Below are 21,499 nucleotides of genomic sequence, written 5' to 3'. Positions count from 1 at the left end.
ATCAATGTCTCCATCACGCCACCTCCTCGAACCGCTTGAGCTCCGCCGGCGCCCCTACCGTTTCCAGATAGAACCGCGTCAACAGGTTCTTCGCCGTCAATTGCCGGTATTCCGCCGTGGCGCGCCAGTCGGTGAGTGGCTGGAAATCGGCGTCGAAGGCGGGGCGGGCGGCTTCGATGGTGGCTTCCGTCCAGGGCTTGCCGATCAGTTCGGCCTCCACCGTGCGAGCGCGTTTCGGCGTTGCGGCCATGCCGCCGAAAGCGATGCGGATGTCGGTGATCGTCTCGGCATCGTCGAGCGTCAGCAGGAAGGCGCCGAGCACGGCGGTGATGTCCTCGTCGCGGCGTTTGGTGATCTTGTAGGCGGCAAAGCGGCTGGCCTTGGGGTAGGGCACGAAGACGCTTTCGACGAACTCGCCGGGTTTCCGGTCCTGCCTGCCATAGGCGATGAAAAAGTCTTCGAGCGGTATTTTGCGCTGACCTTCGAGGGAGCGCAGCGTCAGCGTCGCGCCGAGGGCGATCAGCGGCGGCGGGCTGTCGCCGATCGGCGAGCCGTTGGCGATGTTGCCGCCGATCGTGCCCATGTTGCGCACCTGTTCGCCGCCGATGCGGTCGATCAGCCGCCCGAACGCCGGGATCTTTTTCGAGATCGCGGCAAAGGCGCCGGTATAGCTGACGCCGGCGCCGATGATGATGCCGTCGTCGTTTTCGATGATCGACTGCAATTCGCTCAGGTGATTGATGAACACGACCGGGCTCAGCCGCCGCATCTGCTTCGTCACCCAGAGGCCGACATCGGTCGAGCCGGCGACGACGGTCGCGTCCGGCTCCTGCGAGAGGATTTCGGCCAGTGCCTGGACCGAAGCCGGCACGATCAGACTGTCTTCGCCGCTCCCGATCCTGATGGTGCCGCTCGCCTGCATGGCCCAGAGCCGTGCGACGATTTCCGAGCGCGTCCGCTCCAGTGGATCGAAGAGGGCGCTCGGTCGCATCTGGCTCACCTGTTCGGCCGCCTTGACGATGGGTTCGTAGCCGGTGCAGCGACAGAGATTGCCTTGCAGGGCCTTTTCGATCTCGCGGCGGCTCGGCTTCTCCTTCGTCAGCCACAGCCCGTAGAGCGACATGACGAAGCCCGGGGTGCAGAAGCCGCATTGCGAGCCATGGCAATCGACCAGCGCCTGCTGCACCGGATGCAGGGCGCCGTCCCGGCCGGCGAGATGCTCGACCGTCACCACATGGGTGGCGTGCAGCGAGCCCATGAAACGGATGCAGGCATTGACGGATTCATAGGTGAGCTTGCCATCGGCGAGCCTGCCGACGAGCACGGTGCAGGCGCCGCAATCGCCTTCGGCGCATCCTTCCTTGGTGCCCGTCAGGCGCCGCTTCAACCGCAGAAAATCGAGAAGCGTCTCGGTCGGCCTGACATCGGAGAGGGCGATGTCCTCGCCATTCAGGATGAAGCGGATGCTGTCGTTCATGATATTCCCGGTTGTTTTTTCCAAATGGTTAAGCTGCCGTCCAGCCACCGTCAATCGAGATATGCGTTCCCGTCACCTGGCGGGCGGCGTCGCTTGCGAGATAGAGCGACAGCGCGCCGATCTCCTCGGCCTTGACGAATTCACGCGTCGGCTGCGCCTTGAGGATGACCTCGCTCTTCACCTGCTCCTCGGTCATGCCGCGGGCTTTGGCGGTATCGGGTATCTGCTTTTCGACGAGCGGCGTCAGCACATAGCCGGGGCAGATGGCGTTGACCGTCACGCCGAATTCGGCAAGTTCCAGCGCCGCTGTCTTCGTCAGGCCTAATATACCATGTTTCGCCGCCACATAGGCGGATTTGAAAGGAGAGGCGACGAGCCCGTGGGCCGAGGCGATGTTGATGATGCGGCCATGCTTCCTGGCCTTCATCAGCGGGATAGCCGCGCGCATGGTGTGAAAGGAGCTCGACAGATTGATGGCGATGATCTGGTCCCACTTCTCGATCGGGAAATCCTCGATCTTCTCGACATGCTGAATGCCGGCATTGTTGACCAGCACATCGACGCTGCCGAAAGTCTTTGCGGCGGTTTCGATCAGGTCGGCGATCTCGGCGGGCTTGGTCATGTCTGCCGAATGGTAGATCGCCCGGCCTTTCGATACCGATTCAAGCCGCGCGACGATCGCCTTGATTTCATCGGCATTTCCGAAGCCGTTGATGACGACGTTGTCGCCGGTTTCGGCAAAGGCGGTGGCGATCGCAAGGCCGATGCCGCTGGTGGAGCCGGTGACGACGACTGATCTGCTCATGCTGTTTTCTCCTGACATCGCGATGCTGCGTTGCAACGTTTCGGGCGAGGTTATGCCCAAAGCCGGCAGGCTGGCAATTCCGCTTTATTCGCTTTTCTCGCCCGCATCCGTGTCCTATTGATTTGTCACGATAATCAACGTGCTTGGGAGGAACTTCATGAGCGGATATGTTCTGGCGATCGATCAGGGAACGACGTCGACGCGGGCGATCGTTTTTGATGGCGACATGCAGGTCGTCGGCAAGGGCCAGAAGGAATTCACCCAGATCTATCCGCGCTCCGGCTGGGTCGAGCACAATCCCGAGGAGATCTGGGACTCGGTCGTCTCCACCGTCAAGATGGCGCTGCGCGAAGCCAAGGTGACGGCGAAGGATATCGCCGCGCTCGGCATCACCAACCAGCGCGAGACGGTGGTCGTCTGGGAGCGCGAGACGGGGCGGCCGATCCAGAACGCCATCGTCTGGCAGGACCGGCGCACGGCAAGCTATTGCGACAATCTCAAGCGGCAGGATCTGGAGCGGGTTTTCACCAAGAAGACCGGCCTCATCCTCGATCCCTATTTCTCGGGAACCAAGCTCTCCTGGATGCTCGCCAATGTGAAGGGTGCGCGGGCACGTGCGGCGAGGGGCGATCTCTGCTTCGGCACGATCGATACTTTCCTGATCTGGCGGCTGACCGGCGGCAAGAGCTTCGTCACCGATGCCACCAATGCCTCGCGCACGCTGATGTACAACATCGCCGAAAACGCCTGGGACGAGGATCTGCTCGACATTCTGAGGGTGCCGGCGGCCATGCTGCCCGAGGTCAAGGATTGCGCCGCAGATTTCGGCACGGTCGACCCTGATATCTTCGGCGCTGCCATCCCGATCCTCGGTGTTGCCGGCGACCAGCAGGCGGCGACCATCGGCCAAGCCTGCTTTGCGCCCGGCATGCTGAAATCGACCTACGGCACCGGCTGTTTCGCGCTGCTCAATACCGGCGCCGACATGGTGCGATCGAAAAACCGGCTGCTGACCACCATCGCCTACCGCCTGAACGGCGAGACGACCTATGCGCTGGAAGGGTCTATCTTCATCGCAGGTGCGGCCGTGCAGTGGCTGCGCGACGGGCTCGGCATTATCGGCAGCGCCGCCGAGACCAATTCGCTTGCCGAAAAGGCCGATGCGACACAGGAGATCTATCTCGTACCCGCCTTCACCGGCCTCGGCGCGCCCTATTGGGATGCCAAGGCGCGGGGCGCGATCTTCGGGCTGACGCGCAACAGCGGCCCGGCGGAGCTTTCCCGTGCTGCGCTCGAAGCCGTCTGCTACCAGACCCGCGATCTGCTCGACGCCATGCAGAAAGACTGGAAGAACGGCGCCGAGGATACGGTGCTGCGCGTCGATGGCGGTATGGTCGCCTCCGACTGGACGATGCAGCGCCTCGCCGACCTGCTCGATGCCCCGGTCGACCGCCCGGTGATCCTGGAGACGACGGCGCTGGGGGCAGCCTGGCTCGCCGGCAGCCGGGCAGGGGTGTGGCCTGACAGGGACGGCTTTTCGGCGACATGGAAACGGGATAGGCGCTTCGAACCCGACATGGACGAGAAGGTGCGGACGGCAAAGCTCAAGGGCTGGAAGAATGCGGTCAAGCGGACGCTGAGCGAGGGGTGAGGGCAGCGCCACGGCAAGTTTTGAGCTGAACGTGTACGGCCGCCCGTCTATAATTTTTTAATGCGGCCTGTCGGGTAAGCGGTTACTCCTTCGTCATTCGGAAAGAGGAGTGACCGATGCTTTATGCAATCCTTTGTTACGCCCATGAGGAAACCGTCTTCGCCTGGAGCAAGGAGGAAGAGGCTGCCGTCATGGAGAAGCTTTACGCCGTGCAGGAGCCGCTGGCCAAAGCCGGCAAGCTCGGGCCCGTCGGCCGGCTGATGCCGACGACGGCCGCGACCACCGTGCGCAAGGGCAAGGACGAGGCTCTCGTCATCGACGGGCCTTTCGCGGAAACGAAAGAGGCGCTTCTCGGCTTTTACGTGGTCGACTTCGAGACGCTGGAGGAGGCTGTCGCCTTCTCGAAACAGCTATCGGCGGTCAATCCCGGCTCCACCTCTTACGAAATTCGGCCTTTCTACGTGTTCAGGCCGGGAGATGCTGCATCATGACCGACATTGCCTGGATCGACCTCGCGCTTGCCTCTGCCCGCCCCAAGGCGCTCGGCGCGCTGCTGCGCTATTTCCGCGATCTCGACACCGCGGAAGAGGCGTTCCAGGAGGCATGCCTGAGGGCGATCCGGACCTGGCCGGAGAAAGGCCCGCCGCGCGATCCGACGGCCTGGCTGATCTTCGTCGGGCGCAACAGCGGCATCGATGCCGTGCGCAAGCGCTCGAAGCTGCAGGCCCTGCCGGACGAGGAGACGATTTCCGATACCGAGGACGCCGAAAGCGATATCGTCGAGCGGCTCGACGATTCCAACTATCGCGACGATATCCTGCGGCTTCTCTTCATCTGCTGCCATCCCGATCTGCCGGCGACCCAGCAGATCGCGCTGGCGCTGCGCATCGTTTCCGGCCTTTCGGTGACGCAGATCGCCCGCGCCTTCCTGGTGTCCGAAAGCGCCATGGAGCAGCGCATCACCCGCGCCAAGGCGCGCGTCGCCAAGGCGGGTGTGCCTTTCGAAACGCCGAGCCCCGAGGAGAGGGCGGAGCGGCTTTCGATCGTCAGCACGATGATCTATCTGATCTTCAACGAGGGCTACAGCCAGGCCGATCCAAAGCATGAGGCGGTGGCCTTCAGCGACGAGGCGATACGGCTGGCGCGGCTGATGCTGCATATGTTTGCGTCCGAGCCGGAACTGATGGGGCTGCTTGCGCTGATGCTTCTGCAGATCTCGCGCCGGCCGGCGCGCTTCAGCGCCGAGGGCGAGATCGTGCTGCTCGAGGATCAGGACCGCTCGCTCTGGAACCAGCCCTTTATCAACGAGGCCCTGGCGCTGCTCGACAAGGCGCTGCGTCACCGCCGGCCCGGCCCCTATCAGATACAGGCGGCCATCGCCGCGGTCCATTCCCGGGCAAAACGGGCTGAAGATACCGACTGGGTCGAGATCGATCTGCTCTACCGCGCATTGGAGCGCATCCAGCCGTCGCCCGTCGTCACGCTCAATCGGGCGGTGGTGATTTCGAAATTGCAGGGGCCGCAGGATGCGCTCGATCTCGTCGATCCGCTCGGCGAGAAGCTCGACGGCTATTTCTATTATCACGGCCTGCGCGGCAATCTATTGAAGCAGCTCGGCCGCAACGGCCAGGCGCGCGAGGCCTTCGATCGCGCCATTGCGCTCGCCCATTCGGCGGCGGAGGCAGCCCATATCCGCCGGCAGATCGACAAGATGCAGGAAGAGGCCGCACAGCCGGTCGCAAAATAATTTTGTCTGCTGTCGGAACGCCGAACGTCGATACGTCCTTGTAACAACCTGATACGAAACAGGTTTCATTCAAACGGAGAGATGTAGAAATGACCGCCAGCACGCAGCATGAACTCGTCCTCGTTCGCGAATTCGACGCCCCGCGCGAGAAGATCTACAAGGCTTGGACCGATCCCGACCTCTTGAAAGAGTGGTTCGTGCCGCGCCCCTGGAGCGTGGCGGAAGCGACGCTCGACGTCCGCCCCGGCGGCTCAAACGTCATCGTCATGGCCGATCCCGAGGGCAACCGGTACCCGAACCGCGGGGTCTACCTCGAGATCGTCGAGAACGAAAAGATCGTCTTCACCGATGCCTATAGCAGCGCCTGGGTGCCTGCCGAAAAACCGTTCTTTACGGGCATCATCCTGCTCGAAGAACTCGGCAACGGCAGGACGAAATATACGGCGAAGGCGCTGCACTGGCGCGCCGAGGATAAGGAAGCGCATGAGAAGATGGGCTTCCATGAGGGATGGGGCAAGGCGGCGGATCAGCTGGCGGAACTGCTGGCGAGGATGTGAGCGGCAGGGACGGCATTGCGAGGGCTGTGCCGTCCCTATGCTTCAAGTGTGGCGCGAGGCGGTTTTGAGGATGATTCCGCTGAGGCTTCGAAGTCGTTGAATTCGGATTCGAATTGGTGATTGGGGTGCGCCGTTTGCGCTGAATTTTGTCCTGTGCTTTTCACGCTACTCTATGCCAATCTGTCGGCATGAAAGGGTACGTCTACATCCTCGCATCCGCACGCAACGGCACGCTCTATACCGGCGTGACGCGTGACCTTGCAGGTCGATTATACGAGCATCAGAACGAACTGACGCCGGGGTTTACGTCGAAATACGGGGTCAAGACTTTGGTTTGGTTCGAGGAGTATGATTTGCTGACGACTGCGATCACGCGTGAGAAGACGATCAAGAAATGGCCGCGGCAGTGGAAGCTCAATCTGATCGAGCGGGAGAATCCTGAGTGGGAGGATATTTCGTTTCACCTTCTTGGTCTGTAGTGAGATGAGTCCTTCGTCGCGCGGACGCGCGACTGCTGGATTCCTGTGACGAGCACAGGAATGAGGGAGTTCTTGGCATTCGCGGAGTTCAACAACAACTGTTTACGCAGTTCAGCATCTGACAAGAGCGCTCTGAATGATACGGGATATGGGTGGCGAGGTGCACACCACTTGCTCCCTCATTCCTGTGCCTGTCACAGGAATCCAGCAGCGCCATGTCTATGGCGCAGAGACTCTTTGCCGTCGTAGGATGTTCGCTCGATTAGATGTGGCTGAAGACGCCCATCGCCCCAAGGCATCCCGCCGCCATCAAGATTCTCGAACATTCCGTTCCAGAGTTTGTATTTGCGTTCCCTTTTGGCGATCCTTATCTCCGGGTGGAATTCAACGGGATGCCGACAATGGAACTGGGGCTTTATACCTTTGCGGACGTCAATCCCAATCCCTCCCGCAGCAAGGGAGCGGAGGGGGCCGAGCGGCTGAAGCATCTGATCGAGGAGATCGAGCTTGCCGATCAGGTGGGGCTCGATGTCTTCGGGCTCGGAGAACATCACCGGCCGGATTATGCGGCGTCCGCTCCCGCGGTGGCGTTGGCGGCGGCGGCCGTGAAAACGAAAAACATCCGGCTGACGAGCGCCGTTACCGTGCTCTCTTCCGATGATCCGGTGCGGGTCTTTCAGCAGTTTTCGACACTCGACCTGATTTCCAATGGCCGGGCCGAAATCATGGCGGGGCGCGGCTCCTTCATCGAGTCCTTCCCGCTGTTCGGCTATAACCTCGAAGATTACGATCAGCTTTTCGAGGAGAAGCTCGATCTGCTGCTGGCGTTGCGCGATAGTGAGGTCGTGGAGTGGAAGGGCGAGCTGCGCGCGCCGATCAAGGGGCGCGGCGTCTATCCCCGGCCGCTGCAGGATCAGCTGCCGCTCTGGGTCGCCGTCGGCGGCACGCCGCAGTCGTTGGCGCGCGCCGGCGCCCTTGGCCTGCCGGTGGCGCTTGCCATCATCGGCGGCGAGCCCCGCCGTTTCGCGCCGCTCTTCGATCTCTATCGCGAGGCGGCGCGCCGGGCAGGGCAGGACCAGGCGAAGCTGAAGACCAGCATCAACGTCCACGGCTTCATCGCTGACACGACGCAAGCGGCGGCCGAACAGTTCTACGGGCCGCAGGCCGAAGTGATGAACCGCATCGGCCGCGAGCGTGGCTGGGGACCGACCAGCCGGGCGCATTTCGACATGTCGCGTGGGCCGAACGGCGCGCTCTTCGTCGGCGATCCCGAGACGGTGGCCGAAAAGATCGTCGCCCATCACGCGCTGTTCAAGAATGATCGCTTCCTGCTGCAGATGGCGATCGGCCTGATGCCGCATGATCAGATCATGCGCGGCATCGAGCTCTACGGCACGAAAGTGGCGCCGATCGTCAGAAAGGCGTTGACTGAAAAGGGCGAAGGGGTGAAAGCCTCAGCCTGAGGCGGCCGCGGCCGCCCTGTGGCCATGGGCGGAAGAGACGAATGGTTATCGCAAACGACGACGAACTGGTGAAGCTCAAGGAGATCGGCCGCATCTGCGCCAATGCCATCCAGGTGATGGCGGCGGCGATGGAGCCTGGCATGACGACGCTGGAGCTCGACCAGATCGGCCGCAAGGTGCTCGAAGATGCGGGCGCGCGCTCGGCGCCGGAGTTCTGCTACCAGTTTCCGGGCGCGACCTGCATCAGCATCAACGAGGAAATTGCCCACGGCATTCCCGGCCCGCGCGTCATCCGCGCCGGCGATCTCATCAATATCGACGTCTCGGCCGAAAAGGACGGCTTCTTCGCCGATACCGGCGCTTCCTTCGGGGTGCCGCCGGTCAAGCCGAAGATCGAACGGCTCTGCCGCGACGGCAAGCGGGCGCTCTGGGTCGGGCTCAACCAGGTGAAATCGGGCGAACCACTGGCAAAGATCGGCACTGCCGTCGGCGCCTTCGCGCAGAAGAACCGCTATACGCTGGTCGCAAACCTCGCGAGCCACGGCGTCGGCCGCTCGCTGCATGAGGAGCCGGCCGAACTCTCGACCTGGCCGGACCCTTCGGAAAAACGCATCATGACGGATGGCCTCGTCTTCACCGTCGAACCCTTCCTGTCGCTCGGCGCGACGTGGGCCGAGGGCGGCGACGATGCCTGGACGCTCTATGCGGATCCGAAGGCGCCGACCGTGCAATTCGAGCATACCGTGGTTGCGACGCGGAATGGGCCGGTGATTTTGACGCTGCCGGATGTGCAGGTGTAGGGCTGGATTCCATGTTGGGAGAGGCTCACCCTTTGAGATTTGCATCCGCAGAACGCTTCGTGGGAAGTGCTCAGTTATCCTCCCTCATTCCTGTGCCTGTCACAGGAATCCAGCCACCACGCGTCTGCGCGGTGAATGAATCAATACCTTAAGGGAAGAGTCTCTTGCGCCCAAGGACTTGGGCGCCCTGGATTCCTGTGACAGGCACAGGAATGACGGAGGCAACGTTAGCGCGCTCGTCAACTCACTGAGCTTGGCGGCCAGCTTTCCTCTTCACCCGTGTTTTTGACCTGCGTCCTAGATACATCGCGGTTCAAAAGCGGCGGCAAAGCCGGGTCTTTCGCAGAATTGATCGATCGATCAGAAATACTCGTTTGTGGCGATCGTGCTGCGGCGCGATAAGCGCAGCATGCTTTCCCGTCCGCCTCGCTCCGCGCCGAACCTCGTTGCCACCGCTGCCGCCGGCGCCGTCGCCATGGCGGCGGCGATGGGTTTCGGGCGCTTCTCCTACACGCCGATCCTGCCCGGCATGATGAGCGGCGTGCCGCTTTCGGCGGCGGATGCCGGCTTCATCGCTTCGGCGAATTTCGTCGGTTATCTCGTCGGCGCCGTGCTGGCGGCCTATGGCTGGGCGGCGGGGCGGGAGCGGCTGGTGGCGCTGCTGGCGCTGTTTGCTACCGCAATCCTGCTCGCGGCCATGGCGGCCACCAACTCCGTTGCGGTCTTTGCCGTCATCCGCTTCCTTGCCGGCCTCGCCAGCGCCTTTGCGATGGTCTTCACCTCGTCGATCGTGCTCAGTCACGGCGCTGCCGCCGGCAACGACCATGTGCAGGCGGCGCATTTCGGCGGGCCGGGGGCGGGGATCGCGCTTTCCTCCGTCATGGTGCTTCTGATCGGTCTCGGTTTTCACGACGGGCCGGACGGCTGGCGCGCCGACTGGATCGGCGGGGCGCTCTACTGCGCGGCAAGTCTCGTCATCGTCTGGCGGCTCCTGCCCTTGGAGCCGGCGCGATCGGCAAGCCGGGGCAAGGAGCCGGCGCTCGTCTGGAGCCGGCCGATGGTGCTGGTGACGCTGTCCTACGGTCTGTTCGGTTTCGGCTATGTCATCACGGCAACCTTCCTCGTTACCATCGCGCGCCTGTCGGCAACGGGGGCTTTCGTCGAGTTCCTCTGCTGGTTCATCGCCGGAGTGACGGCGGCGGTGGCGCTCTTTGCCTGGAAGCCGCTGGTGCGGCCGCTCGGGCTTGGCGGCGTCTATATCGCCGCCCTTCTGGTCGAGGCTGCCGGAGTGCTTGCGACGGTGGCGCTGCCGCCGTCTGTCGCGCCGCTGATCGGCGGCGCGCTGTTCGGGGCGACGTTTCTGGCGATCACCGCTTACGGGCTGCAGATCGGGCGCAAGCTTGCGCCCGAGAGCCCGCGGCGCATCCTGGCGATGATGACGGCCGCCTTCGGCGCCGGCCAGATCGTCGGACCGGTCGTTGCCGGCTGGATCGCCGAACGCTCAGGCAGTTTCACTGTGCCGACGGTGATCGCCGCCGCCGCCCTTCTCGTCTGCGCGGCGCTCGTGATGCCGGTCATCAGGAAAATCGCCTAACCGGTTACATCTGCGTAACAATCGGCCAAACCCATTGCTGCTTCCTTCGAACTGCCTTAGTTTCCGGGCAACAAACATCTGCTGATACTCCCGAAATTCCAGTCCAGGAAAGCGCTCCCTAGTGTTTCATTCCTTCTTCCCTAAGCCGAAACTTTTCTTCACTTCACTTGCAGTATGGACGCTCGTATGTATCGCCTTGTGGTACACCGTTGGCGAACGTATTGGAGTGTCATTTGGCTACGGCCCCCTTGGCCCAGACCAGCAACCGCCAATCGGTCTGGACTTCTTTCTCCTTCCCGATAATCTTTTCTTTTATGCGTTTTTCCTAATATGCGTTGCGCTCTTCTGTGGTGCGTGGCATGTCATCGCGGCGAGCCATCCCTGGAAAATTTGGTCGGTCTGGGGTTCCGCATTAATCATCCTGACGACCTATTTTGGCGTTCAGATCTCGGTGGCGATTAACAACTGGCGTCGTCCTTTCGGCGATACGCTTCAAAATGCTCTCGATAAGTCAGGGGGCATAACAGTATGGAACTTCTACAGTCTCATGCTGATATTTGCGCAAATTGCCTTTCTAAGCATGTTCGTGTCCATTCTCGCGGACTTCTTCACCAGCCATTACGTCTTTCGTTGGCGAACGGCTATGAACGACTTCTATATGTCGCAATGGAAAAAGCTTCGGCACATCGAGGGCGCGTCTCAGCGTGTGCAAGAAGATACGATGCGATTTGCGAATATCCTGGAAGGTCTGGGTGTGAGTTTGATCAACTCCGTGATGACCCTGATCGTCTTCCTTCCAATTCTTCTATCGCTATCAAGCTATGTGAAGGAACTGCCGGTTATTGGAGAGGTATCGGACAGCTTGTTCTGGCTGGCTCTTTTCTGGTCCATCTTCGGAACCGTGCTTCTTGCGGTCGCGGGTATCAAACTTCCCGGGCTAAATTTCAAGAACCAGCGAGTTGAAGCAGCCTATCGAAAAGAGCTTGTTTATGGCGAGGATCATGAAGAGCGCGCATCTCCTTCCGTTGTGAGAGATCTATTTGGAAATGTGCGTCGAAACTACTTCAGGCTGTATTTTCACTACCTGTACTTCAATGTGGCTCGATATTTCTATATCCAAGCGGATGCGCTTTTCGTCACATTCATGCTGGTCCCGACAATCGTAGCAGGCACTATAACCTTCGGCATTTATCAGCAGATTCTGACTGCATTCGGACAGGTTAGTAACTCGTTCCAGTATCTCGTCAATTCCTGGACGACGATCATCGAGCTTCTGTCCATCCACAAGCGTCTCAGGGCCTTCGAGGCGGCCATCGATAACGAACCGCTGCCGGATATCGACCAGCGCTATCTGGATCGGGAAGCGGGCGTAGTGCATGTGGATGGTTGATGGGTAAGCGTGGGTGGATGAACGGGGTGTGTGCCGTGTGGCCCCTCATCCGCCTGCCGGCACCGACCTGGGTGAGCCACGGGTCTCACCCGTCCTTCGGACCCCCGCTGGGGGAAGGGACTCGTGGCAGCGCCTCGCGTATATCCATCGCTTGAGAACATGTTCGCCGACTTCGCGATTCCCTCTTCTCCCCAGCGGGGAGAAGGTGGCCCGAAGGGTCGGATGAGGGGGCCACACGGCACCATCTCTCGTTCTCAAAACGTTTTCGTCAGAGCCCCGACGTCTGCTGCAATTTTCCGCGTGCCTCGATCATCGGGATCGCCTCGGAATAGCTCACGCAAGCCACATCCGCCCGGTGGCAGACGTCGCTGACAAGGCGGTTCAGCGCGCGCCAGTAGGCGCCGCCGTTCATTTCGACGAAGTGGAAGCCGAGCTGGAGGGGGATGCGGTTGCCGTTGTACTGGCGGCCGAAGGCCTGGGAGAAGGCGGCGTAGGCGCGGTCTTCGAATTCCTTCGAATCCGCGCTGTCCTCCTCACCCTTGGAATGGCGGACGAAGAGGTTGTAGTCCATGCCGATGATCGGCTTTTCGTTCGGGCCTTCCGGGATCAGCGGCAAGCCGAAGCGGATGATGCCGTCTTCCTCGACGGGCATGGCCGGGCCTTTGGTGACGAGGCTCGCATCATAGGTGAAGCCCGCCTTCTTTTCGGCGGTGATCATATCGGCGCCTGCCGTGGCGGAGAGATAGGGAGCGCGAAAGCCCTTGATGCCGTGATCGACCAGATCCTGCCAGCCGGTGGGTTCTTCGAGGCCGACGCTTTTCCAGGCGTTTTTCAACGTCGCGTGAAAGGTCGCATATTCGGCCGACCAGTCGGCCTCGCTCCATTGGCGGCCGTCGAAATGGCCGCAGGCATGGCTCGATATGTCGTGGCCTTCGAGATGGGCATGCCAGATATTGCCGAGGCGCTCGCGGATCTCGTCGTCGCTCTGGGCGAAGCCGACATTGGATTTTCCGCGTTTCTGGTGCGGCGCCTGGTAGGCCTTTTTCGTCGCCTCGTTCATCAGGAAGGTGCAGGAGAGGAAATAGGTGAAGTGGGCGCCATTCTTGGCGGCCATCTCGCGGCTCTTCAGCCAGAGCGCATTGTCGTGGGCGCCGTCGAAGGAAATGATGACGAGCTGTTTCGGCCGGTCGTCCGCCTCTGCCATGACAGGAAAAACGAACGAGGCAGCCAGACAAGTGGCGAGGAGAAGACGAGACATGGGCACCGCGACAATTTGTTCGCGGTTTCCCTCCAATAGAATTGCGGCGAAGCTGCGGTCTTGCTGGCATTTTTTCCCGCTAGGCTCTAAGTCATGACAAACGGCACGGAAGGGATGCGCAATGGCACTGCTTATCGTCGGAATCATACTTTTTCTCGGGGTGCATCTGGTGCGGGTGGTGGCTCCGGGCTTCCGCCGCTCGATGATCGCGCGCCTCGGCGACAATGGCTGGCGGGCCGGCTATTCGGTCGCGAGCATCCTCACGCTGATCCTGTTGATCTACGGTTTCGGGCAGGCGCGAGCCGTGACCGGCATGCTCTACAATCCGCCGGTCTGGACGGCGCATATCGCGATCACGCTGATGCTGATCGCGATGATCTGTCTCGTCGCCTCGCTGCTGCCGGCGGGGCATATCGCGACGAAGACGAAACATCCGATGGTGCTGTCGGTGAAGATCTGGGCGCTGGCGCATCTGCTTGCCAATGGCGAGATGTCGTCGGTGCTGCTGTTTGCTGCCTTCCTCGCCTGGGGCGTGATCGTGCGCATTTCGCTCAAACGGCGGCAGCGGGCGGGCGAGATCACGCTCCGGCCATTCGTCTCGGCGAAATACGATCTCTATGCCGTCGTCATCGGCATCGTCGCCTGGGCGCTGATCATCTGGAAGCTGCACGAATGGTTGATCGGAGTTTCCCCGCTCGTTATGTAGTGAATCTTTCACATCCCCCTTACAACGGCTGCAAAATGGGGTAGAAGGCCCGACAAATATGCATTCTGCATAGTGTTTGGGTATTTCCGCGGCCGGAGACGAGAATGGCATTCAACGACGACAGCTTCATCCGTGAAGTCAATGAAGAACTGCGGTCCGACCAGATGAAGGGCGCATGGCGCCGCTTCGGCCGCTATATCATCGTCGTCGCCATCCTGATCGTCGTCGGCACCGCCGGCAAGGTTCTCTATGAATATTGGGACGACAACCGCTCTTCCGGCGCCGGTGATCAGTTCCTGGCGGCGATGAAGCTTGCCGACGAGAACAAGAACGACGAGGCGCTGGCCGCGCTCGACAAGCTGGAGAAGGAAGGCCATGGCGCCTATCCGGTGCTGGCGCGCATGCGGGCCGCGACCGTCCAGGCGCACAAGGGCGATGCTGCCGCCGCGATTGCCGCCTTCAACGAGATCGGCAAGGACAAGGGCGTTCCCGCCGCCGTGCGCGATGCCGCCAAGATGCGTGCCGGCTGGCTGTTGATCGAAAACGGCTCCTACGAGCAGGTTTCGGCGGCGATCGAGGAAATGGCCGTGCCGGGCAACGCCTTCCGCCATTCGGCGCGTGAAGCGCTCGGCCTTGCCGCCTATAAGGCCGGCAACATGGCGCAGGCGCGCCAGTGGTTCCAGTCGATCGCCGATGACGCCGACAGCCCGCGCAATGTTGCCAATCGCGCCCATATGATGCTTGATCTCATTACCGCATCCGGCAAGGCGCCCGCCGCGCAGGGTTAAGCTTAAGGAAATAGAATGAGTTTCACGGTCGCGATCGTCGGTCGTCCGAATGTCGGCAAGTCGACGCTTTTCAACCGCCTTGTCGGGAAGAAGCTGGCGCTGGTCGACGATACGCCTGGGGTGACGCGTGACCGCCGGCCGGGCGATGCGCGGCTGATGGGTCTGACCTTCACGATCATCGACACGGCCGGTCTCGAAGAGGCCGATGAAGAAAGCCTGCAGGGCCGCATGCGCGCCCAGACGGAAGCAGCGATCGACGAGGCCGATCTTTCGCTCTTCGTCGTCGATGCCAAGAACGGCCTGACGCCTGTCGACACCGCGCTTGCCGAAATGCTGCGCCGGCGCGGCAAGCCGGTGGTGCTCGTCGCCAACAAATCCGAAGCGCGCGGCTCCGACAGCGGCTTCTACGACGCCTATACGCTCGGCCTCGGCGAGCCGACGCCGATCTCGGCCGAGCACGGGCAGGGCATGCTCGATCTGCGCGACGCGATCGTCGAGGCGATCGGCAAGGACCGGGCCTATGCGAAGGAGGATGTTGCCGTCACCGACGTCGACGTTTCCGATACGGCTGGTGAGGGTGAGGACGAGGATGAAGAGCCCGCCTATGACGAGACCAAGCCGCTCCGAGTGGCGATCGTCGGGCGTCCTAATGCCGGTAAGTCGACGCTGATCAACCGTTTCCTCGGCGAGGACCGGCTGCTGACCGGGCCGGAGGCGGGCATCACCCGCGATTCCATCTCGGTCGAATGGGATTGGCGCGGCCGCACCATCAAGATGTTCGATACGGCGGGCATGCGCCGCAAGGCGCGGGTGACAGAGAAGCTGGAGAAGCTTTCCGTCGCCGATGCGCTGCGCGCCATCCGCTTCGCCGAAACCGTCGTGATCGTCTTCGACGCGACGATCCCTTTCGAGAAGCAGGACCTGCAGATCGTCGACCTGGTGCTGCGCGAGGGCCGCGCGGCCGTTCTTGCCTTCAACAAGTGGGATATGATCGAAGACCGGCAGGCGGTGCTTGCGGATCTGCGCGAAAAGACCGACCGGCTGCTGCCGCAGGCGCGCGGCATCCGCGCCGTGCCGATCTCCGGCCAGACCGGCTGGGGCCTCGACAAGCTGATGCAGTCGATCATCGACACGGACAGGGTCTGGAACAAGCGCATCTCGACGGCGCGGCTCAACCGCTGGCTGGAGACACAGCAGATCCAGCATCCGCCACCGGCCGTTTCCGGCCGCCGGATCAAGCTGAAATACATGACGCAGGTCAAGGCCCGCCCGCCCGCCTTCATGATCTCCTGCACCCGCTCGGACGCGCTGCCGGAATCCTATACGCGCTACCTGATCAACGGGCTGCGCAACGATTTCGACATGCCGAGCGTGCCGATCCGCATCCATTTCCGCTCGCCGGATAATCCGTTCGAAGGCAAGAAGAGGCGGACGTAGGGTTTAAGGGGCGCTGGTTGGGGGGCTTGCGCGGCATTGTTGCGCCGTCGTGTGGCCACCCCCCTCTGCCCTGCCCGGCCCGGGGTCGAGCCACGGGTCTCGACCCGTCCTTCGGACCCCCCACAAGGAGGGAGATTGGCTGGACGTGATGGCTTCCCCAAACAACTGGCCGTCACGTGGATCGTAAAATTGGGGCGAGGCATGGCTTCTTGCCGATCTCCACCCTTGTGGGGGAGATGCCCGGCAGGGCAGAGGGGGGCCAAGCACCGCCACGTTTATCGTGATCTCAGCGGCTAAGCCGCGAAAATCTCGCAAGCGCAATCAGTCCCCAGACGGGACAGGCCCGGCGGTTTCGCCGGGCTTTCTGCTTCTTGGAAGCGACTTGGCGAATTGCCAGGCCTTCTTCCATTTCGGCGTGATCACGCCGTTTGCGGCGCGGATGTTGTTGATGAACTGCAGCGTCGCCGCTTCCCAGGAATATTGCATGGCGAGCGCATGCGCCTTTTCGCGCGAAGCGGAGAGGGCGGCAAGGCAGGCGGCGCGAAGGTCCGTGTCGAGCGCGCCGACCTCGCTGTCTTCGCCGATGATGTCGAGGGGGCCGGTCACCGGATAGGCGGCGACCGGCACGCCCGATGCCAGCGCTTCGAGGATGGTGTTGCCGAAAGTGTCGGTGAGCGAGGGAAAGACGAAGACGTCAGCCTGGGCATAGGCCTGCGCCAGTTCCTCGCCGAACTTCACGCCGGCGAAGAAGACTTGGGGATATTGCTTTTCGAGCTCGGCACGCGCCGGGCCGTCGCCGACGACGACCTTCGAGCCCGGCAGATCGAGATCGAGGAAGGCCGGCAGGTTCTTTTCGAGCGCCACGCGGCCGACGGTCATGAAGATCGGGCGCGGCAGGCCGAAGGGTTTTTCCTCCAGCGCCATCGGGCGGAACTGCGTGGCGTCGATGCCGCGGCTCCAGGGCATGAGATTGCGGATGCCCTTTTCCGACAGTTCGCGCGCAAGGCTCGGCGTCGCCACCATGCAGCCGGCGCCGCCATTGTGGAACCAGCGAACGAAGGAATAGAGCCAGCTCTTCGGGATCGGCAGGCGCGCCGCGACATATTCCGGGAAACGCGTGTGGTAGCTCGTCGAAAACGGCATACGGTTCTTCAGGCACCAGCGGCGAGCGGTCAGCCCGAGCGGGCCTTCGGTGGCGATATGCACGTAGGAGGGATTGTGCTTTTCGATCTCGCGGGCGATGCGGCGATAGCCGGCGATCGACAGGCGGATTTCGGGATAGGTCGGGCAGGGGATGCTGTTGAAGCGCTCGGGCGTCACCATCGACACCTCGACGCCCATCTTCGCCAGCTCGCGATTGGTGTTTTCGATCGAGCGCACGACGCCGTTGACCTGCGGATGCCAGGCGTCGGTAACGATTACCAGCCGTTCGGGCAGTTTGCCGGCGGAGGCGGCATTGGCCCAGCTCTCGCCGCTGTAAGTGTTTGCCGGACGTTGCAGCATGTCACGATTTCCATCCGCGTTGCAGTGATATGGCAACGCTCAACCCCAAAGCGGGGTTCCGGAACGGCGATTCCCGCTTGCCTATTTTGAGGCATGACCATGATGGAAATATTACAGCCGCTTGCCAGTGTTTTCAGGCTTTTAGCGGCTCGATCGCCGCGAATATGTCAGCGGCCGATCGCAGTTTTCAAGCAGAAAGAATGACGGCGCCGGTCGGGGACCGGCGCCGCTTGGGAGGTTAGGCGGCAGCGGAAGCGGAACCGGCGAGCGGAACTTCCGAGATCGTCTTCAGAACCTGCGAAGCGATCTGGTAGGGGCAGCCCTGCGAGTTCGGGCGGCGATCTTCCAGATAGCCCTTGTAGTCGTTCTTGACGAAGGAATGCGGGACGCGGATCGAAGCGCCACGGTCGGCAACGCCGTAGGAGAACTTGTTCCACGGAGCCGTCTCGTGCTTGCCGGTCAGGCGCTTGTCGTTGTCGGGGCCGTAGACGTTGATGTGGTCCATCAGGTTCTTTTCGAACTGCGCCATCAGCGCTTCGAAATAGGCCTTGCCGCCGACTTCGCGCATGTACTTGGTCGAGAAGTTGCAGTGCATGCCCGAACCGTTCCAGTCGGTGTCGCCGAGCGGCTTGCAGTGGTACTCGATGTCGATGCCGTACTTTTCAGTCAGGCGCTGCAGCAGGTAGCGCGCCATCCAGATCTGGTCGGCGGCCTTCTTGGAGCCCTTGCCGAAAATCTGGAATTCCCACTGGCCCTTGGCCACCTCGGCATTGATGCCTTCGTGGTTGATGCCGGCAGCAAGGCAGAGATCGAGATGCTCTTCGACGATTTCGCGGGCGACGTCACCAACGTTCGAATAGCCGACGCCGGTGTAGTAGGGGCCCTGCGGAGCCGGATAACCCTGCTCGGGGAAGCCGAGCGGACGGCCGTTCTGATAGAAGAAATATTCCTGCTCGAAGCCGAACCATGCATCTTCGTCGTCGAGAATGGTGGCGCGGGCGTTGCTCGGGTGCGGCGTGACGCCATCGGGCATCATGACTTCGCACATCACGAGCGCGCCGTTGGTGCGGGCCGGATCGGGATAGATGGCGACGGGCTTCAGCACGCAATCGGAGCTGCGGCCTTCGGCCTGCTGCGTCGAGGAGCCGTCAAAGCCCCAGAGCGGAAGCTGTTCCAGCGTCGGGAATGCGTCGAATTCCTTGATCTGCGTCTTGCCGCGCAGGTTCGGGACCGGAGTGTAACCATCGAGCCAAATATACTCGAGCTTAAATTTTGTCATCGTGACTCTCTCAATGCTACGAAGGTGAGCAAATCCGGAGACGATCTCGGCGCATGCACGCACCCGACCGCCAGGGGATGCACCTATTAATGCATGTAGCGTGCCAGTTTGACGCCCAGTTAAGGAAAAATCCCGAATCAGCCGGTCGGCGTGTGTGTTTTTCTGTCTTTGAAAGCGGCCCGATGGTGCGGCCGAGGGCTGATTCATCAAGAAGAAAGGAGATTTTCCGCTTTGGAACCGGATGAAAATTTGGGCGTTAGCTTAAACTGATGAAGTGTTGAACAAATAGGCGGACGCTTCTCACGTAGACAGCATATCGATCAATCACAACCATGGTTATGCATATAATTTGTGCAATTTGCATAAACTATGTGCATTGTGCTATGGTTTCGGTGCTGAATGTTGATGCGAGAGCTGAATGGAGGCGATCTCATGCCCACCGGTTTCCATCGTGAATCCGCAACGATCTACCAGTTTCCCGTCAAGCCGCCGCGGGCTGTGAGCCGGTTCGAACGCGCCCGGATGATGGAGCGCGAGGCAGCCGATGTCTGCGATGCCGCGCTCGACAGCTGCTGGTATCATGACGAGGCGGTTCGCGAGACCGATCGGCCGACGAAGTCCTGATCTCTACTTTCGCTCCCGAGGGCGGAAATGCCGACAAGGCGGGGAGCGCCCCCGCATGGCGTTTGAATATGGCGTCATGCGCGAGTCTAGCGCATCGGGCTTTGTGCGTCCGAAAGGACGCACCGCGTTCTAGCCGACGTTCAAACCAAGCTTTTCCTTGACGACCAATGCGCCGTGTTCACTGACGACACGGGCTGCGACGCGTGCCGCAAAGCGGGCGGCGTCGGGTGCATCGCCGGTTTCCAGATAGTGGGCGAGGAAGGCGCCGTTGAAACTGTCGCCGGCGCTTGTCGTATCGACCACCGTCTCGACCTTTTCGGCCGGAACGAAGGTCTCATCGCCAGCAAAATTCAATCTGACGCCGTCCGCGCCGTTCTTGACGACGACATGGATGGCGCCGAGCGCGAGATAGCGCTGGATCGTCGCCTCGATCGAATCGTCGCCGAAATGGGCGGCCTCGTCGTCGAAGCTCGGCATGACGAGCACGGAGGAGCGGGCGCCCTCGCTGATCGTCGCATGCATTATATCGTAGCTGGACCACAGGCGCGGACGGATGTTCGGATCGAAGACCACGAGCTTGCCGGCCGCCTTGGCGCGGCGGACCTCCGCCAGCAGCGTCGCGGCATCCTCCTGGGGCAAGATGGCAAGGGTGATGCCGGAGAAATAGACGAGGTCGGCGCTTTCCACCGCCTCGCGCAGCCGGTCGGGATCGGCGGCGAGGCTGCGGGCGGCGGAACTGTCGCGCCAGTAGCTGAAGGAGCGTTCGCCGTTCTTCAGGTTGATCATATAGAGGCCGGGGGTCTTGCCCTTGATGCGGCGGATGAGGCTGGTGCCGATCCCCGCCTTTGCAATGAAGGCCGCCATCTCGTCCGACATGGCGTCGTCGCCGAGAGCCGTGAAATAATCGACCGACCAGTCGGGGCCAAGGCAGGCGCGGGCATACCAGGCGGTGTTGAACGTATCGCCGGCGAAGCCTTTGCGCAGCAGGCCGTCACCTGTCTGCGAGAGCTCCACCATGCATTCACCGATCGATAGAAACCGTCTTCCGCTCACCTGATCCTCCCGATATCGGAGCGCCGCTGATCAACAGGACGCTTCCATCCGCTGATACGCGGAGGCGGGCGGGGTGACAAGCGCCGATGTAACGCGAAATGAAAAGCCCGCCTTCGCGGACGAAGCGAAGGCAGGCTTTGGAGAAGGCTGCTTATTCGTGGATGGTGTAGCTGCCGAGTTCGCAAAGGTCCTGCGTGTCTTCGGTGGTGTCGAGATTCGAGTTTTCGTCGAATTCGAAACGCATATCGTATTTGCAGACGGTGCGGCCGTCGGCGATGGTGATGTTCATAGTCTCGCCTGGATTGAGAACATCCTCGCCGAACACGTCTTCTTCCCAACTGTCGACGCCCGCCGGCGAGCTGTAGAAACGGGTCAGCACGGAATTGGTGCCGTTGGTGAGCTGGAACTTCAGATCTTCGGCATGCGACGATACGGCGGAGGCAGAGACGATCGCGGCCGCAAGTGCGATAGATCCCAATACTTTCGATTTCATGTATGCGTTCCCCTGGCCCATGAGTAGGCGAGGATAGGGGTAGCATATACTCTTATAAATCTTTGTTATCGGGGATTTTAGATTCCAAAATAAGTCTGTTTTCGGAACGCTTCACTCTGGAAGATGGAGGGGCCGATATCAGGAAAGAGCGAAGCTGCTGCCCGCGACTTTCAGACCGCGAAAAAATCGCCACCCCCTCCTTCGTCATGCTCGGCCTTGTGCCGAGCATCTGCCTCCGTTGGATAGGGCAGTAGATCCTCGGCACAAGGCCACTGGTGTCCGGTTTAAATTTGGTCACCATTGGAGGCTCATCTGTTGTGGATTGGCTGGTGGATTTCCGGCGGGTCGCAACAGGCGGTCGATCCTGCGTCGGTGCATGAGATTGGCGCGCACCA

General features: G+C 61.5%; 20 protein-coding genes. 13 read left to right on the top strand and 7 right to left on the bottom strand.

Translation table 11 applies throughout. The features are described from left to right. Positions 1–13: 13 nt before the first annotated feature. Together xdhA and ATY78_RS23070 are read right to left on the bottom strand one after the other, a co-directional pair. Complete coding sequence (xdhA, locus tag ATY78_RS23075) at positions 14–1,477, bottom strand: xanthine dehydrogenase small subunit (RefSeq protein WP_088684629.1); 1,464 nt, start codon at positions 1,475–1,477, stop codon at positions 14–16. Between the two features lie 28 nt (positions 1,478–1,505). Then, positions 1,506–2,282, bottom strand: a complete 777-nt coding sequence (locus ATY78_RS23070) for a 3-hydroxybutyrate dehydrogenase (protein WP_088684628.1) — start codon at positions 2,280–2,282, stop codon at positions 1,506–1,508. Between the two features lie 157 nt (positions 2,283–2,439). On the opposite strand from ATY78_RS23070, the gene glpK reads away from it, so the two are divergent. The 9 genes from glpK to sbmA all read left to right on the top strand — a co-directional run bounded on the left by glpK (position 2,440) and on the right by sbmA (position 11,963). After that, positions 2,440–3,933: a glycerol kinase GlpK gene (gene glpK / locus ATY78_RS23065; RefSeq protein ID WP_088684627.1), complete on the top strand. Its 1,494-nt coding sequence runs from the start codon at positions 2,440–2,442 to the stop codon at positions 3,931–3,933. A 116-nt stretch (positions 3,934–4,049) separates the two neighbouring features. Then, the gene (locus ATY78_RS23060) at positions 4,050–4,424 is read left to right on the top strand and encodes a YciI family protein (protein ID WP_088684626.1); all 375 of its coding nucleotides are present in this window, start codon (positions 4,050–4,052) and stop codon (positions 4,422–4,424) included. Continuing rightward, on the top strand, positions 4,421–5,680 hold the full coding sequence (locus ATY78_RS23055) for an RNA polymerase sigma factor (protein ID WP_088684625.1): 1,260 nt from the start codon (positions 4,421–4,423) through the stop codon (positions 5,678–5,680). The genes ATY78_RS23060 and ATY78_RS23055 overlap by 4 nt, the downstream gene beginning before the upstream one ends. Positions 5,681–5,769: 89 nt before the next feature. Further along, the gene (locus ATY78_RS23050; protein WP_088684624.1) at positions 5,770–6,237 is read left to right on the top strand and encodes an SRPBCC family protein; all 468 of its coding nucleotides are present in this window, start codon (positions 5,770–5,772) and stop codon (positions 6,235–6,237) included. A 188-nt stretch (positions 6,238–6,425) separates the two neighbouring features. After that, positions 6,426–6,716: a GIY-YIG nuclease family protein gene (locus ATY78_RS23045; protein WP_088684623.1), complete on the top strand. Its 291-nt coding sequence runs from the start codon at positions 6,426–6,428 to the stop codon at positions 6,714–6,716. Positions 6,717–7,117: 401 nt separating this feature from the next. Then, on the top strand, positions 7,118–8,179 hold the full coding sequence (locus tag ATY78_RS23040) for an LLM class flavin-dependent oxidoreductase (RefSeq protein WP_088684882.1): 1,062 nt from the start codon (positions 7,118–7,120) through the stop codon (positions 8,177–8,179). A 41-nt stretch (positions 8,180–8,220) separates the two neighbouring features. Further along, positions 8,221–8,979, top strand: a complete 759-nt coding sequence (gene map, locus ATY78_RS23035; protein WP_088684622.1) for a type I methionyl aminopeptidase — start codon at positions 8,221–8,223, stop codon at positions 8,977–8,979. A gap of 409 nt (positions 8,980–9,388) precedes the next feature. Further along, positions 9,389–10,573 carry a YbfB/YjiJ family MFS transporter gene (locus ATY78_RS23030; RefSeq protein WP_190237517.1) on the top strand — a complete coding sequence of 395 codons (1,185 nt, stop codon included), beginning with the start codon at positions 9,389–9,391 and terminating at the stop codon, positions 10,571–10,573. A gap of 121 nt (positions 10,574–10,694) precedes the next feature. Continuing rightward, on the top strand, positions 10,695–11,963 hold the full coding sequence (gene sbmA / locus ATY78_RS23025) for a peptide antibiotic transporter SbmA (RefSeq protein WP_088684621.1): 1,269 nt from the start codon (positions 10,695–10,697) through the stop codon (positions 11,961–11,963). Between the two features lie 268 nt (positions 11,964–12,231). Here the strand turns inward: sbmA and ATY78_RS23020 are convergent, their stop codons facing one another. Continuing rightward, the gene (locus tag ATY78_RS23020; RefSeq protein ID WP_088684620.1) at positions 12,232–13,221 is read right to left on the bottom strand and encodes a polysaccharide deacetylase; all 990 of its coding nucleotides are present in this window, start codon (positions 13,219–13,221) and stop codon (positions 12,232–12,234) included. Between the two features lie 121 nt (positions 13,222–13,342). Between ATY78_RS23020 and ATY78_RS23015 the strand changes: the two genes are divergently transcribed. The 3 genes from ATY78_RS23015 (at position 13,343) to der (ending at position 16,152) form a co-directional block, all read left to right on the top strand. Continuing rightward, on the top strand, positions 13,343–13,927 hold the full coding sequence (locus tag ATY78_RS23015; protein WP_088684619.1) for an NnrU family protein: 585 nt from the start codon (positions 13,343–13,345) through the stop codon (positions 13,925–13,927). Between the two features lie 104 nt (positions 13,928–14,031). Continuing rightward, positions 14,032–14,715, top strand: a complete 684-nt coding sequence (locus ATY78_RS23010; protein ID WP_088684618.1) for a tetratricopeptide repeat protein — start codon at positions 14,032–14,034, stop codon at positions 14,713–14,715. Positions 14,716–14,730: 15 nt separating this feature from the next. Next, positions 14,731–16,152 (top strand): ribosome biogenesis GTPase Der, encoded by a 1,422-nt coding sequence (gene der / locus ATY78_RS23005; protein WP_088684617.1) that lies wholly within the window; start codon positions 14,731–14,733, stop codon positions 16,150–16,152. Between the two features lie 321 nt (positions 16,153–16,473). Here der and ATY78_RS23000 read toward each other — a convergent pair whose 3' ends face one another. After that, positions 16,474–17,655 (bottom strand): glycosyltransferase family 1 protein, encoded by a 1,182-nt coding sequence (locus ATY78_RS23000; RefSeq protein ID WP_088684616.1) that lies wholly within the window; start codon positions 17,653–17,655, stop codon positions 16,474–16,476. A gap of 238 nt (positions 17,656–17,893) precedes the next feature. Beyond that, positions 17,894–18,934, bottom strand: coding sequence for a glutamine synthetase beta-grasp domain-containing protein (locus ATY78_RS22995; protein WP_088684615.1), 1,041 nt, complete (start codon positions 18,932–18,934; stop codon positions 17,894–17,896). A 432-nt stretch (positions 18,935–19,366) separates the two neighbouring features. On the opposite strand from ATY78_RS22995, the gene gstI reads away from it, so the two are divergent. Beyond that, entirely contained in the window at positions 19,367–19,558 is a 192-nt protein-coding gene (gene gstI / locus ATY78_RS22990; protein WP_088684880.1) for a glutamine synthetase translation inhibitor GstI, read from the top strand. A 129-nt stretch (positions 19,559–19,687) separates the two neighbouring features. Here gstI and ATY78_RS22985 read toward each other — a convergent pair whose 3' ends face one another. Further along, positions 19,688–20,611 carry a sugar kinase gene (locus tag ATY78_RS22985; RefSeq protein WP_088684614.1) on the bottom strand — a complete coding sequence of 308 codons (924 nt, stop codon included), beginning with the start codon at positions 20,609–20,611 and terminating at the stop codon, positions 19,688–19,690. Positions 20,612–20,762: 151 nt separating this feature from the next. After that, positions 20,763–21,104, bottom strand: a complete 342-nt coding sequence (locus tag ATY78_RS22980; protein WP_088684613.1) for a hypothetical protein — start codon at positions 21,102–21,104, stop codon at positions 20,763–20,765. Between the last annotated feature and the right edge of the window lie 395 nt (positions 21,105–21,499).

The sequence above is a fragment of the Rhizobium sp. R635 genome, from assembly GCF_002211285.1.
Lineage (GTDB): Bacteria > Pseudomonadota > Alphaproteobacteria > Rhizobiales > Rhizobiaceae > Rhizobium.
The sequence above is the reverse complement of the archived record's forward strand: the minus strand, read 5'-3'. Positions and strand labels throughout refer to the sequence as shown.